At 62.9% G+C, this 12,089-nt stretch carries 12 protein-coding genes; 3 read left to right on the top strand and 9 right to left on the bottom strand.

Going from position 1 to position 12,089, the window contains the following annotated elements; translation table 11 throughout:
* Window positions 1-78: 78 nt before the first annotated feature.
* The 7 genes from J2Y63_RS10455 to J2Y63_RS10425 form a co-directional block, all read right to left on the bottom strand.
* Window positions 79-1,146 carry an ABC transporter ATP-binding protein gene (locus tag J2Y63_RS10455; RefSeq protein WP_435266038.1) on the bottom strand — a complete coding sequence of 356 codons (1,068 nt, stop codon included), beginning with the start codon at window positions 1,144-1,146 and terminating at the stop codon, window positions 79-81.
* A gap of 11 nt (window positions 1,147-1,157) precedes the next feature.
* Entirely contained in the window at window positions 1,158-1,991 is an 834-nt protein-coding gene (locus J2Y63_RS10450; RefSeq protein WP_435266037.1) for a carbohydrate ABC transporter permease, read from the bottom strand.
* Between the two features lie 4 nt (window positions 1,992-1,995).
* Complete coding sequence (locus tag J2Y63_RS10445; protein ID WP_435266036.1) at window positions 1,996-2,919, bottom strand: carbohydrate ABC transporter permease; 924 nt, start codon at window positions 2,917-2,919, stop codon at window positions 1,996-1,998.
* An 87-nt stretch (window positions 2,920-3,006) separates the two neighbouring features.
* Entirely contained in the window at window positions 3,007-4,266 is a 1,260-nt protein-coding gene (locus J2Y63_RS10440) for an ABC transporter substrate-binding protein (protein WP_435266035.1), read from the bottom strand.
* Between the two features lie 40 nt (window positions 4,267-4,306).
* On the bottom strand, window positions 4,307-5,479 hold the full coding sequence (locus tag J2Y63_RS10435; protein ID WP_435266034.1) for a PLP-dependent transferase: 1,173 nt from the start codon (window positions 5,477-5,479) through the stop codon (window positions 4,307-4,309).
* Window positions 5,476-6,198: a FadR/GntR family transcriptional regulator gene (locus tag J2Y63_RS10430; protein ID WP_435266033.1), complete on the bottom strand. Its 723-nt coding sequence runs from the start codon at window positions 6,196-6,198 to the stop codon at window positions 5,476-5,478. Before J2Y63_RS10430 ends, J2Y63_RS10435 begins: the two co-directional genes overlap by 4 nt.
* Before the next feature lie 95 nt (window positions 6,199-6,293).
* Window positions 6,294-6,869 carry a TetR/AcrR family transcriptional regulator gene (locus J2Y63_RS10425; RefSeq protein WP_435266032.1) on the bottom strand — a complete coding sequence of 192 codons (576 nt, stop codon included), beginning with the start codon at window positions 6,867-6,869 and terminating at the stop codon, window positions 6,294-6,296.
* Window positions 6,870-6,917: 48 nt separating this feature from the next.
* On the opposite strand from J2Y63_RS10425, the gene J2Y63_RS10420 reads away from it, so the two are divergent.
* Both J2Y63_RS10420 and J2Y63_RS10415 read left to right on the top strand, forming a co-directional pair.
* Window positions 6,918-7,442: a dihydrofolate reductase family protein gene (locus tag J2Y63_RS10420; RefSeq protein WP_435266031.1), complete on the top strand. Its 525-nt coding sequence runs from the start codon at window positions 6,918-6,920 to the stop codon at window positions 7,440-7,442.
* An 88-nt stretch (window positions 7,443-7,530) separates the two neighbouring features.
* Window positions 7,531-8,865, top strand: coding sequence for an APC family permease (locus tag J2Y63_RS10415; protein WP_435266030.1), 1,335 nt, complete (start codon window positions 7,531-7,533; stop codon window positions 8,863-8,865).
* Here the strand turns inward: J2Y63_RS10415 and J2Y63_RS10410 are convergent, their stop codons facing one another.
* Window positions 8,866-9,639: a helix-turn-helix transcriptional regulator gene (locus tag J2Y63_RS10410; RefSeq protein ID WP_435266029.1), complete on the bottom strand. Its 774-nt coding sequence runs from the start codon at window positions 9,637-9,639 to the stop codon at window positions 8,866-8,868.
* A 49-nt stretch (window positions 9,640-9,688) separates the two neighbouring features.
* On the opposite strand from J2Y63_RS10410, the gene J2Y63_RS10405 reads away from it, so the two are divergent.
* Window positions 9,689-11,128 carry an amidase gene (locus J2Y63_RS10405; RefSeq protein WP_435266028.1) on the top strand — a complete coding sequence of 480 codons (1,440 nt, stop codon included), beginning with the start codon at window positions 9,689-9,691 and terminating at the stop codon, window positions 11,126-11,128.
* 303 nt (window positions 11,129-11,431) lie between these two features.
* Here J2Y63_RS10405 and J2Y63_RS10400 read toward each other — a convergent pair whose 3' ends face one another.
* Complete coding sequence (locus tag J2Y63_RS10400; RefSeq protein ID WP_435266027.1) at window positions 11,432-11,833, bottom strand: hypothetical protein; 402 nt, start codon at window positions 11,831-11,833, stop codon at window positions 11,432-11,434.
* Window positions 11,834-12,089: the final 256 nt, after the last annotated feature.

Below are 12,089 nucleotides of genomic sequence, written 5' to 3'. Positions count from 1 at the left end.
TAGGGATGCGTAGATGGTTAGGAAATGAAGGTTAACATTGTCTTTGGAACGGACGGAAATCGTCTTCACGATCTCGTTTCAATCCACTCGTGTGCCCTCCGCGCCGAAGAGGTGAAGCTTGTCCTGCGGCAGGTCGACGCGGACGTTCGGCCCGGGATTGAGCATCGCCCGGTCGAGCGTAAAAATTTTCATCGGAATATCGTGGATGGTGACATGCATGATGATGCCGAAGCCCGTCGGCTCGATGAGATCGACCTTCGCCTCCAGCGCACCGCCATCTGCGATCACGACATGTTCCGGGCGGATGCCGAGCGTCGCCACCGAGCCTGATTCGATGCCGGGCCGTTTTCCGAGCGGCAGTCTCGCGCCGTTTGCCAGTTGCAACTCCGCGCCCTCGCTTGAGGCGGCGTAACGCCCTTCGAAAAAGTTCATGCCCGGCGAGCCGATGAAGCCCGCAACGAAGAGATTGGCCGGACGGTCATAGAGATCGAGCGGCGTGCCGACCTGCTGCACGACGCCGGCATGCATGGCGACAATGCGGTCGGCGAGCGTCATCGCCTCGATCTGGTCGTGGGTGACGTAGATGGAGGTCGCGCGAAGATCGCCGTGCAACTTCTTGATTTCGGCCCGCATCTGCTCGCGCAGGCGCGCATCGAGGTTGGAGAGTGGTTCATCGAAGAGAAAGGCCTTTGGTTGGCGCACGATGGCGCGGCCCATGGCGACGCGCTGGCGCTGGCCGCCGGAAAGCGCGCGCGGGCGGCGCTCCAGGAGCGGATCGAGGCCGAGCTTCGAGGCGGCATTGCCGACGGCGCTGGCAATCTTCTCCTTGGTGGAGCGGCGCAGCCGCAGGCTGTAGCTCATGTTGTCGGCGACGCTCATATGCGGGTAGAGGGCGTAGGATTGGAACACCATGGCGATGTCGCGGTCCTTGGGCGCGAGGTCGTTCACCCGCTTGCCGTCGATGCGGATCTCGCCGGCGGTGACGTCCTCCAGGCCGGCGATCATGCGCAAGAGCGTCGATTTCCCGCAGCCGGAGGGGCCGACCAGCACGATGAACTCGCCGTCGCGGATGGTGAGGTCGACGCCGTGCAGGACCGGAAAGGTGCCAAAACTCTTGCGGATGCCGTGGATATCGATGGAAGCCATGAAAGACCCTTTCAGCCTTTGACCGCGCCGGCCGTGAGGCCCTGCACGAGGTAGCGCTGGATGAGGAGGAAGAAGAGGCAGGCCGGAATGAGCGCGAGAATGCCCGCCGCCATCATCTGCCCGAAATCGACGGAGAATTTCGAGACGAAGGTGAGTAGGCCGACCGGGAAAGTCGCCGCGTCGTTGCCGGAGATCAGCATCAGCGCGAAGAGCAACTCGCTCCAGGCGGCTGTGAAGACGAAGCCGAGCGTCGCCGCGATGCCGGGCAAGGTCAGCGGCAGGATGATCTGGCGAAAGGCGATGAACTGCGTCGCCCCGTCGATCATCGCCGCCTCTTCCAGGTCCTTCGGAATGCCGTCGAAGAAGGACTGCATCAGGAAGGTGGCGAAGGGCACGTTGAAGGCGGTGTAGACGATGACGAGGCCGGTGAGGCTGTTGGTGAGGCCGAGCGGCGAGAGCATCTTGAAGATCGGCGCGACCAGCATGACGAGCGGAAACATCTGCGTGATGAGCATCAGCGCGACGATCCAGTATTTAGCCCGGAAATTGAAGCGAGACAGCGCATAGCCGGCGAGCGAGGCGAGAATGGTCACGGCGATGGCCGTGGAACCCGCGACGATCAGGCTGTTCTTGAAGAAGGTCGGGAAGGCGCTGTGCGCGATGACGAATTCGTAATGCTCGAAGGTCGCGCGCGACGGCCACATGCGTACGCCCTCGCTGTAGAGCAGGTCGTTCGGCGTCACCGAGACTTTCAGGAGCCAGAACAGGGGGAACAGCGCCACGACGATATACGCGAGGATGGCGAGGCGGTGCGCGACGGTGAGGAGGAGCTTGCTGGTGCGCATGGTGTCAGCCTTTGTTCAGCAGCGTCTGGCGCAGCAGCACGATTAGCATCGAATAGGCGAGCAGCAGCACGAGCAGCACCAGGGCGATGGCCGAGGCGTAGCCGAAATCGAGCCGCTTGAAGGCCTGCGTGAAGATGTAGCTCGCGACGATCTGCGTGCGGTCGGCCGGCCCGCCATTGGTCATGACGACGATGAGGTCGGCGAAATTGGAGATCCAGACGGTGCGCAGCAGGATGGTGATGGCGATGGTCGGCGCGAGGAACGGCAGCGTGATCGAGAAGAAACGCTGGACCGGCCCTGCTCCGTCGATGCTGGCGGCCTCATAGAGGTCGCGCGGGATCGCCTGAAGTGCGGCGAGCAAGGTGATCGCGAAGAACGGAATGCCCCACCAGACATTGGCGACGATCGGCCCCCACATGGCGAGATGCGGATCGGACAGGATGTTGTTCGGCGCATCCATGATACCGAGCGCATACATCCAGTGCGGCAGCGGCCCGATGACCGGGTTGAACAGCCACGCCCAGTTGAGGCCGGCGAGAAAGCTCGGCACCGCCCAGGGCAGGAAGACCAGCGCCTGCGCAATCCCACGACCGGCAAAGGGCTTGTCGAGCAGCAGTGCGAGGATGAGGCCGAAGAGGAATTGCAGGAAGACCGAGGCGCCCGTCCACCACAGCGTGTTGCGCAGCGCGCGGAAGAAGGCCTGGTCCTCGCTCAGCGCGCGAAAATGATCGAGCCCGATGAAGCCGCCGGACAGCGGGTTCAAAAGCTGGATATCGCGGAAGGCATAGGAAATGCCGAGCGCCAGCGGCACCAGCATGACGGTGATGATGAGGATCAGCGCAGGCGCACTGTAGAGATAGGGCTCCGACGCGTCGGCGATCCGCTTCTTGAGCGGTCGCACGGCTTGCGGATGGGCAGCAATGGTCATCGTCTCGCTTCCGTTCTCGGGTTGCGCGGCGTCTCATAAAGATGGCTCCGGGCGGAGCCTCGTATCTCCGCCCGGAGGTTCCCCGGCCTATTTCTTGGCGAGGAACTTCTGCTGTGCCTTGGTCAGGTAGTCCGCCCACTGGTTGGCGAGGTCTTCCGGTGTGATGTCGCCGAGAAGCGCTTCCTGCGAGGTTTTGATGACCAGCGAGTCCTTGAAGAAGGCGAACTCTTCGAGATGCGTCGGCATCACGGTCGGCACGGCGTCCTTGTCCTCAAGCTCGGCGAACCAGCCCTTGAACTGTTCGCTGGCATAGAACGGGTCCTTTTCCGCCGAGGTGTGCACCGGCAGAGCGCCCGTGCGCTTGTTCCACTCGATATTGCCTTCCGGTCCTTCGAGCGTCTCGATCAGCTTCCAGGAAAGATCCTTGTTGGCGCTGGAAGAGAACATCGACCAGCCCGCAAAACCAATGGTCGGGAAGGTCTTGCCGTCCGGCCCCTTCGGCATGGTCATGATGCCGTAGTCTTCGGCCTTCATGCGCTCGGCAATGGCGATGAGCGCATCCGGGTCCTGGTCGAGGAAGGCGCAAGTGCCGGAATAGAAACCGGCGACGATCTCGTTGAAACCCCAGTTGACGCTGTCCTTCGGGGCATAGCCGTTCTTGTAGAGGTCGACCACCCAGGTGAGGCCCTTGACCCAGCCTTCGCTGTTGAAGGTGGAGGTGCCGTCCTCGTTGAAGAACTTGTTGTCGCCGGCCATGGAGGCGCCGAACATCACCCAGCCATTTAGGCCGCCGGGGCCGCCGCGCAGGCAATAGCCATATTTGCCGGGCAGTGCCGAAACCTTCTTCGAGGCTTCCGCGAATTCGTCCATGGTCTTCGGCGGCTTGGAAACGCCGGCCTCGGCGAGCAGCTTCTTGTTGTAGAACATGGCGCGCAGATAGAAGCCGTAGGGCAGCATATAGGCCGTGTCCTTGATGTCGCGGCCGAGTTCCAGCGCGCGCGGCGTCAGGCCGGCGGTGTGTTCCCACTTCGCGAGATAAGGCTCCAGGCTTTCGAGCATGCCGTTGTTGGCATAGAGCGACAGCCAGGTGTCCGGCATTTCCATGACGTCAGGCACTTCGCCCGCGGAAACCATGGTGGCGAATTTCTGGAACGCCTCGCCCCAGGGCAGCGAGATGATCTCGACCTTGGTGCCGGGGTTTGCGGCCTCGAACTTGCCGACGATGGATTTCAACGTTTCGGTGCGCTCGGGGCTGGTGATCACCTCGACGAGCTTCAGCGTCGTATCGGCCAATGCGCTCGATGCCATCAGCGTTGTGATGAGAGCGGCAGTCAAAAGTCTCTTCATGGTCGTTCCCTCTTTTCTGGTTTGCTTCTGATGTCTGACGTCAGTTTGCGGATGCGGCTGTTATCGCCGCTTCCAGATCCCTCCACAGGGCCTCGGTTCCCTCCAGGCCGACATGGAGACGCACGGACCGCGCATCGATGCCGAAGGCATGCGCGGAATTTGGTTGGGCCTTCTGCTGCAACACCACCTCACCCGGCACGATCAGGCTCTCATGCCCGCCCCAGGAGACGCCGAGCTTGAAAAGCTGGAGGTGATCGGCAAAGGCGCGGATGTCGATGCCCTCGCGGAAGGTGAACGAGAACAGGCCGGATGTGCCGGTGAGCCCCGGCGGCAGGCGGTTGGCGAGCGCCGGATGAAACACCTTGTCGACGATATCGAGCGCTTGGAGCCGGTTGGCGATGTCGAGCGCGGAGGCCTCGTGCGCCTTCATGCGGATCGGCAGCGTGCGCAGCCCGCGCACCAGCAGCCAGGCATCGAAGGGCGACAGCTTTCCGCCGAGATAGGGATAGGCCTCCGAGCGGATGCGGCCGATCAGTTCCTTGGAGCCTGCGACGATGCCGGCCACGACATCGCTGTGCCCGCCGAGATATTTCGAGGCCGAATGCAGGACGAGGTCGACGCCGAGCGTCAGCGGCCGCTGGAAGATCGGGCTCGCCCAGCTGTTGTCGATGACGCTGACGACGCCGTGGCGTTTGGCAAGGGCCGCAAGCGCGCCGACATCATGCGCCTCCATCACCCAGCTCGTCGGACTTTCGAGATAGAGCAGCTTTGCGCCCGGCAAGGCCTTGGCAACCGCTTCTTCGTCGCGCCCGTCGACATAGGTCACCTCGACCTTCATGCGCTTCAGATGCGTGCCGAACAGGCGGAAGGCATCCGGGTAGCAATGACGCACCGCGACGATGCGGTCGCCCGGCTCGACGAACGTGAGCACGGTGGACGAAATCGACGCCATGCCGCTGGCAAAACCCAGCGCATCCTCGGCGCCTTCGAGCTTCGCCAGCATGTCCTCGAAGGCCCGCACCGTCGGGTTGAGGCCGCGCGTATAGATCGGGCGCACGATCTCGCCACGATAGGCGGCCACCATCTCGTCATAGCTGCCGAAGGTGAAGAGCGAGGTCTGCACGATCGGCGGCACCACGGCCTCGAAGGCATTCGCCTCGTCATGGGCGACGATAAGAGAGGCAAAGTCGAACGGATCGGCTCCGTTGATCATCGGGACATGTCCTTGATGTCTTCCTCGACAACGGCGAGGATCTTTAGGGTTTCCGCCCGCGCAGCCTCGGGGTCTTCGGCAGCGATGGCGTTGAAGAGCGTGCGGTGGAAAGGAAAGGAGCGACGGGCGAAATCCGGCCGGTTGAAGGGCTTTTCCCAGAACCGCTCGAAGGCGCCGCGCATCTGTTCGAGAAGCTGCTTGAACAGCGGATTGTGCGTGGCGTCGTAGATCGCGAGGTGGAAGGCCAGGTCTTCCGGCCCGGACGTGCCCTTGGCGAGATGCACGCGCTCCATCTCGTCGAGCTTCTCCTCGATATTGACGAGATCCTCCGCCGTGCGCCGCCGCGCCGCCACCATGCCGGCCTCGCATTCGATACCGCGGCGGACCTCCAGCGTCTGGAGCAGCACGTCGCGCAGGTGGATTGCATCGAAGGAAAGCGGCATGTGCACGGTGGCGCTCGTCACCGGCTTCAGCAGGTAGGTGCCGCTGCCCTTACGGCTTTCCATCACGCCGAGCGCCTGAAAATGCCGGATCGCTTCGCGGATCGTCGAACGCCCAACGGCAAGCGCCGCCATCAATTCGCGCTCGGCCGGCAGCCGGTCGCCGGCCTGCAGGTTCGCGCGGTCGATATAGGACGCCACGGCCTCGGTCACCTGTCGCGCCCGGTCGATGGGCGGCAACGGCTCGATCTGCGGCCTGTCGCTCGGCTCGGTTGGCATGATGCCAATTCCCCTGTTCGTGTCAGCTTCTCAAATTGGTCTGACATCTTAGCATTATGCGGCGCGCTTGCTCTGTCAAGCGGCAATCAAGGGGATTAATTCGCGAGCTGTTTGGGAATGATGGAGCGGCACCAGTCTTCCAGCACGCGGCGCATCGCCGTCTCGAAGGGCTCGGCCTGCGTGAATGCCCACCAGGTATGAGCACCCTGCCAGACACATGCCATCTGCCAGCCGAGACGCTCCGCCTCCTGCGGCTCGGCGGCAAGTCGCCGCCCCAGCGCCTCGACGATCTGCCGTGACCACCGGGCACCCCGCGCCCGCAGCACGGGATCGCGCACGTCTTCCCGAAGCAACAGAAGCCCGTCGCTGGCGTTCTGGTCCGCAAGCTCCGGCGGCATCAGCCGCATCAGCAGATCGACGGCGCCTGCAACGGTCACGGGCAGCTCGGCATCTGCCGCGGTCGTATCCGCATCAAGACGATCCCAGCTGCGCAGCAGGATCGACCGGACCAGGCCCTGCCGATCGCCGTAGCGCTGAACCAGGGTTGCCGGCGCCAGCCCGCAGGCCCCCGCCGCCTTGGCGAAAGTCAGGTTGTCCGGGCCGATGGTGAGAATGAGCGACAGCAACGCATCGAGCACCGCTTCGTCGGAAATGGTCCTGTTTCTCGTCATGATTCTTTTTATAAACGTATGTTCATTTATGTAAAGGAGGAGCGTTCGATGGCGAGAATTCTGGGTTACATCGCGGCAAGTCTCGACTGCTACATCGCGACAGAGGATGACGGGCTCGACTGGCTGTTCAAATACGACAGCGACAACCTCGGCGAGCACGATTACCGCCTCTTCATAAAACGCATCCGCACCGTCGTCATGGGCCGCGGCACCTATGATTTCATTGCGAAAGAATCTTCGCCCTGGGCCTATGCCGACCAGCGCGTCATCGTGGTCACGTCCAATCCCATCCCCGATCCCAAGGGCGCTCTGGAGGTCAGAGACGACGTCGACGCCCTCATAGCCGAACTGCGCGCGCTCGACGATGGCGACGTCTGGATGCTCGGTGGAGGAAAGCTGCAAATGGCGTTCCTGGAACGCGATGCACTGGACGAAATCGAGATTTACATCATCCCGGAAATGCTGGGTGGCGGACGTCCGCTTTTTCCCGCAACGGGCTTTCGCTCCACCCCGACGCTGGTCAGCGCCAAGGCGCTGGGCCAGGGCGTGCGCCTGCACTACAAATGGCGTTGAGGCGAGCCGGGCCGCGTAACCCTCCAGGGTTATTGGCTTTGCCGCCGGTTTCCCCGACCCTTCGGGCCTGTCTTCTGAGGAGGGGAACATGACGCAAAATACCATCAAGCTGGACCGCACCCTTGGCCTGTGGTCCGTGGTGCTGTTCGGTCTCGCCTATATGACGCCGATGATTGTCTTCGGCACGTTCGGGGCCCTAGCCTCGGCGAGCCAGGGCACCACGGCGATGGCCTATTTCATCGCGGCGCTGGCGATTTTCCTGACGGCGACAAGCTACGGCATCATGGCGAAGGTCTATCCGGTTGCCGGATCGGCTTATACCTATGCCCGCAAGTCTCTGAATTCCGGGGCCGGCTTTCTCGTCGGCTGGGCCGTGCTGCTCGATTATTTCTTCCTGCCGATGGTCATCTGGCTGATCGGTGCCGCCTATCTGAGCTCGGCCTTTCCGGCGGTTCCGGCCTGGCTGTGGATCGTCGGTTTCATCGTGCTGACGACCGCCGTCAACGTCATCGGCATCGCCTTCGCCAACCGGGTGAACGTCGTGCTCATGCTGGTGCAGCTCGCGGTACTCATCGCCTTCGTGGCGCTCGCCGCCCGCTATGTCGCCGCCCTCAACGGCGCTTCCGGCCTCGTCTCGGTCCGGCCGTTCTTCGAGGCCGGCGTGCCGTTCAGCGCTTCCGTCGCGGGTGCGGCCATCGCCGCCTATTCGTTCCTCGGCTTCGATGCCGTCTCCACGCTGACGGAAGAGACCCGGGATCCGACCCGCACCATGCCGAAGGCGATCATGATCATCGCCGTCATCGGCGGCATCATCTTCACGGGCTCGGCCTATATCACCCAGCTCGCCCATCCCGGCGGTGAGTTCACTTCCGTCGATTCCGCCGCATCGGAAATCGCCCTGATGATCGGCGGCGACCTGTTCGTCACGGTGTTCCTCGCCACGCTTGTCGTCGCGCAGTTCACCTCCGGCCTGGCCGCGCAGGCGAGCGTCGGCCGGCTGCTCTTCGCCATGGGGCGCGACGGCGTGCTGCCGGCCAGCATCTTCGGCAAGCTGCATGAGAAATGGCGCACGCCCGTGCTCAACCTTGTGGTCGTCGGCATCGTCGGCCTGCTCGCGCTGACGCTCGACATCACGACCTCGACGTCCTTCATCAACTTCGGCGCGTTCCTGGCCTTCACCGCCGTCAATATCTCGGTGATCGCGCTTTACCTGAAGGAAAACCCGATCGTCCGGCCGCTCGGCCCGCTTCTCGGGCTTGCCGTTCCGGCCGTTGGCGCGGTCTGCGACCTGTTCCTGCTGTGGAACCTCGATGGGCACGCCAAGCTGCTCGGCGTGATCTGGCTGGCGATTGGCGTCTGCTACCTCGCCTATCTCACCCGGTTCTTCCAGGCCGCACCGCCCGAAGTGGAGTTCGTCGAATAGTCAGCGACGACTCAAGAAGAGATGGAAGAGTTCCGCCTGGCTGGAAATGGTGAGTTTCGCATAGACCTGCCGGCGGTGCACTTTCACCGTATTGGGCGAAAGCCCGAGCGTCGCGGCGATGGAATAGGTCGAGTGACCCTTGAGGATGAGGGTCACGATCTCCAGCTCCCGTTTCGAAAGCAGCGGGTGGCTGATCGTCGCCGCGGCATTCGCCTCCCCGGCCTGCGGCTGGAACAGGGCATGCCAGTGTTTTTCGGCAAGTGCGCGCACCAGCGGCGCCGCACTTTCCAGCCGCGCGATGTCGCGCTTGGAAAAGACCGGCACCGCGCCGATTCGCGAGAGCGACAGCACCGCATCGACATGCTGAAGCTTCAGGATGAAGCCGATCTCGTCGACGATGCCCGTCGCCTGGTAGTGGCGCCGGTAATATTCCGTCTCGGTAAAGCGGTCTGGCGCGAGGCGCCGCATCACCAGCACGGCTGGCTGCGGCGAATTGCGGACGGCATCGTAGAACGGGTCGAGGATATAGGCGCCTGCCAGATAGTGCTCGACGATGGTGGTGCGATCGCCAACGATGCGATCGTTGTCGAGGTCGAAGGCCTTGCCGTTCGCCGCATAGGCAAAGCCGTTCATCATCTCGAAGGACACGAGATGGCGCAGCGCATGCTCCAGTGCCTCGGGGAAATCCGGCTCGCCGAGCGCCGATACCGCCTTGGCGACCCCCGCGTTCCACAGGTCGGCATGGTTTCCCGTCAGGCCCGCTTTCGTTACCAAGTCCATCCCCCGTTTGTCGAAACCAAGACCTAGCACGGAGTCCGCCGCCATGCAGACTGTTTCTCGCGCCGCCTCGCAGGCTCATCCGCTCGATCTTCCGGCACCGGAAATCGCGGCCGGCATTCGCGCCCGCGCTTTTTCGGCCGTCTCCGTGGTGGCCGAATCCCTGCGGCGCGCGAAGATCGTCGACCAGGCGCTGAATGCCTTCACGCTCTTGCGGGAGGAGGCAGCGCTTGCGGCCGCGCGGGAGGCCGATCGGCAGGTGGCGACCGGCGCCGTGACGCCCGCCCTCATCGGCGTGCCCTTCGCCGCCAAGGATCTCACGCCCACCCGCGGTGACCTCACCACGCTCGGTTCGTGGACCCGGGAGGATAGGGTTCCCACCGAGACCGCGCTGTGCATCGCCCGGCTGGAAGTCGCGGGCGCGATCCTCATCGGCAAGACGACGACGCCCGAATTCGCCCATTCCAGCTTCACCGCCAGCCCGCGCTGGGGCATCACGCGCAATCCCTGGAATGTTTCGCGGACCTGCGGCGGCTCGTCGGGCGGCTCGGCGGTGGCGGTGGCGACGGGCGTGGTGCCCTTTGCCGAAGGCACCGACATGGGCGGCTCCGTGCGCATCCCCGCCGCCTTTTCCGGCGTCGTGGGCTTCAAGCCGAGCCTCGGGCGCATCCCCATGACGATCCTACCCAGCGTCTTCGACAATATCTCGCATTTCGGCCCGCTGGCGCGCACCATTGAGGATGCCGTCGCCTTCATGGCGGTCGCTTCAGGTCCCGACGACGCGGACATCACCTCGCTGCCCGTGTCCTTCTCGCCGGAAAAGGCGCGCCGTGGCCATGTCGCGGGCCGCCGCTTCGCGCTGTCCCTCGACTTCGGCTATTACAGCGTGGACGCACCCGTGCGGTCCGCCATTCTCGCGGCGGTCGATGAAATCCGCGCCGCCGGCGCCATCGTCGAAACCGTGGATCTCGGCTGGTCGCGGGCCGTCAATGACGGCTGGTACGATCTGTGGTGCGTGTTCATGTCGGCGTTTTTCGGCGAGACGCTCGAAGCCTACCGCGAGCGCATGGATCCGCTCGTCGTCGAATTGATCGAACGCGGCCGCACGATAGGCGCCACGCAATACAAGCGCGTGGAACTGCTGCGCACCGCCATATGGAAGGACCTTTCCGCTGTCCTCGCCCGCTATGACGCCCTGCTCTGCCCCACTTGCGCCGTAACCGCGCCCCCGGTCGAGGCGAACGACAACGACTATGTCGCCGATCTGCCGGACGGTCGCTTCCAGGGGCTGGATATGACCTGTCCGTTCAACCTCCTCCCGCAATGCCCTGCTTTGTCTGTACCGGTGGGCTTGGCCGAGGACGGCCTGCCCGTCGGCCTCCAGATCGTCGGCCGGCGTTACGCCGACGAGGACGTCCTGTCGATCGGCGGCGCCATTGAGCGCACGCTTCGCGCGATCGGCCGTCCGGACGGCTGGCGCTGGTAGATTGCTGTCAAACGAAATGCAATCTCTAGGAGAATTTTGGGTGTATGGCAGCGGTTGGCGTGTGAGTAACCGGGTAGCATTCAACTCGACCTATGCGCGAGTTGGCTCAACCTTTGTTCTGGGTGCGCTTTAATCGCGCTATAGATGTATCTCGTTCTCAGGCTTTTGTGGGTTCAGAATAAATATTAGATTTTTTCAGTGCATTGTTTCCCGACTTCTTCCGTAAGCTTTGCAAAGATCAGCTTTTATAAAGCTTAATTCAATATTTACCAGTTAACCAAATATTTACGATCTGCTTAAATCTCATGGTAGCACGGTGTAAGCCACTTCAATCAGCGGGATGGTCCGTGGCAGGTATCGACAAGAGTTTCCGAAATAGCCTCGGCGAAAAAATACATCTATTGGTAGAGTTTGGTTGCGGCTTCCTTCTCCACCGTCATCCGGTGAATTCACCCTGGTCTTGCGGCCGAACCACCTCGCACCGGAGCCCTGGGAATCTTCGCGGCGGCGCAGTGCGGACATGACCAGCTTGCCGGCATAGGCGCGAAAATCCTCGTCGACCGTCCAGCTCGACAGGTTGCAGCGGACGGCCTCGACGCCCGGGTGGTGGAAGTAAAGCGTGAGCATGACTCCGACCACCCGCCCTTCGCTCACAAGCGTATAGCCATAGCGCGGAAAATCGCCGACGGCGGGACGCCGGGCCATGCGGGCAAGCGCCTCCTCCCAATGCTTCCGTGCACGTTCGGGAAAACCGCGGCCAAGGCAATCGATGACGCCGGCCAGTCGGCCTCCTCGATCGGGCGGCAGACGAGACTTTCTGGCAGAGCACCCAGGACACCCATTTCGGCTCCAGTTCTAAATCTATGAGTGTGAATCAGTAATTGCACACTTAAAAATAGAAATCATGGATTGGCAATCCACTTTTGCGATCAGCGTCGCAGGAACGATCGGCGCAATCTCG

The organism is Shinella sp. BE166, from assembly GCF_051201095.1.
GTDB classification, from domain to species: Bacteria; Pseudomonadota; Alphaproteobacteria; order Rhizobiales; family Rhizobiaceae; genus Shinella; species Shinella lacus.
The sequence above is the reverse complement of the archived record's forward strand: the minus strand, read 5'-3'. Positions and strand labels throughout refer to the sequence as shown.

Excerpts from the sequence above, each read along its gene's own strand:
- J2Y63_RS10455 (WP_435266038.1), bottom strand. The coding sequence starts at position 1,146 with ATGGCTTCCATCGATATCCACGGCATCCGCAAGAGTTTTGGCACCTTT.
- J2Y63_RS10450 (WP_435266037.1), bottom strand. The coding sequence starts at position 1,991 with ATGCGCACCAGCAAGCTCCTCCTCACCGTCGCGCACCGCCTCGCCATC.
- J2Y63_RS10445 (WP_435266036.1), bottom strand. The coding sequence starts at position 2,919 with ATGACCATTGCTGCCCATCCGCAAGCCGTGCGACCGCTCAAGAAGCGG.
- J2Y63_RS10440 (WP_435266035.1), bottom strand. The coding sequence starts at position 4,266 with ATGAAGAGACTTTTGACTGCCGCTCTCATCACAACGCTGATGGCATCG.
- J2Y63_RS10435 (WP_435266034.1), bottom strand. The coding sequence starts at position 5,479 with ATGATCAACGGAGCCGATCCGTTCGACTTTGCCTCTCTTATCGTCGCC.
- J2Y63_RS10430 (WP_435266033.1), bottom strand. The coding sequence starts at position 6,198 with ATGCCAACCGAGCCGAGCGACAGGCCGCAGATCGAGCCGTTGCCGCCC.
- J2Y63_RS10425 (WP_435266032.1), bottom strand. The coding sequence starts at position 6,869 with ATGACGAGAAACAGGACCATTTCCGACGAAGCGGTGCTCGATGCGTTG.
- J2Y63_RS10420 (WP_435266031.1), top strand. The coding sequence starts at position 6,918 with ATGGCGAGAATTCTGGGTTACATCGCGGCAAGTCTCGACTGCTACATC.
- J2Y63_RS10415 (WP_435266030.1), top strand. The coding sequence starts at position 7,531 with ATGACGCAAAATACCATCAAGCTGGACCGCACCCTTGGCCTGTGGTCC.
- J2Y63_RS10405 (WP_435266028.1), top strand. The coding sequence starts at position 9,689 with ATGCAGACTGTTTCTCGCGCCGCCTCGCAGGCTCATCCGCTCGATCTT.
- J2Y63_RS10400 (WP_435266027.1), bottom strand. The coding sequence starts at position 11,833 with ATGGCCCGGCGTCCCGCCGTCGGCGATTTTCCGCGCTATGGCTATACG.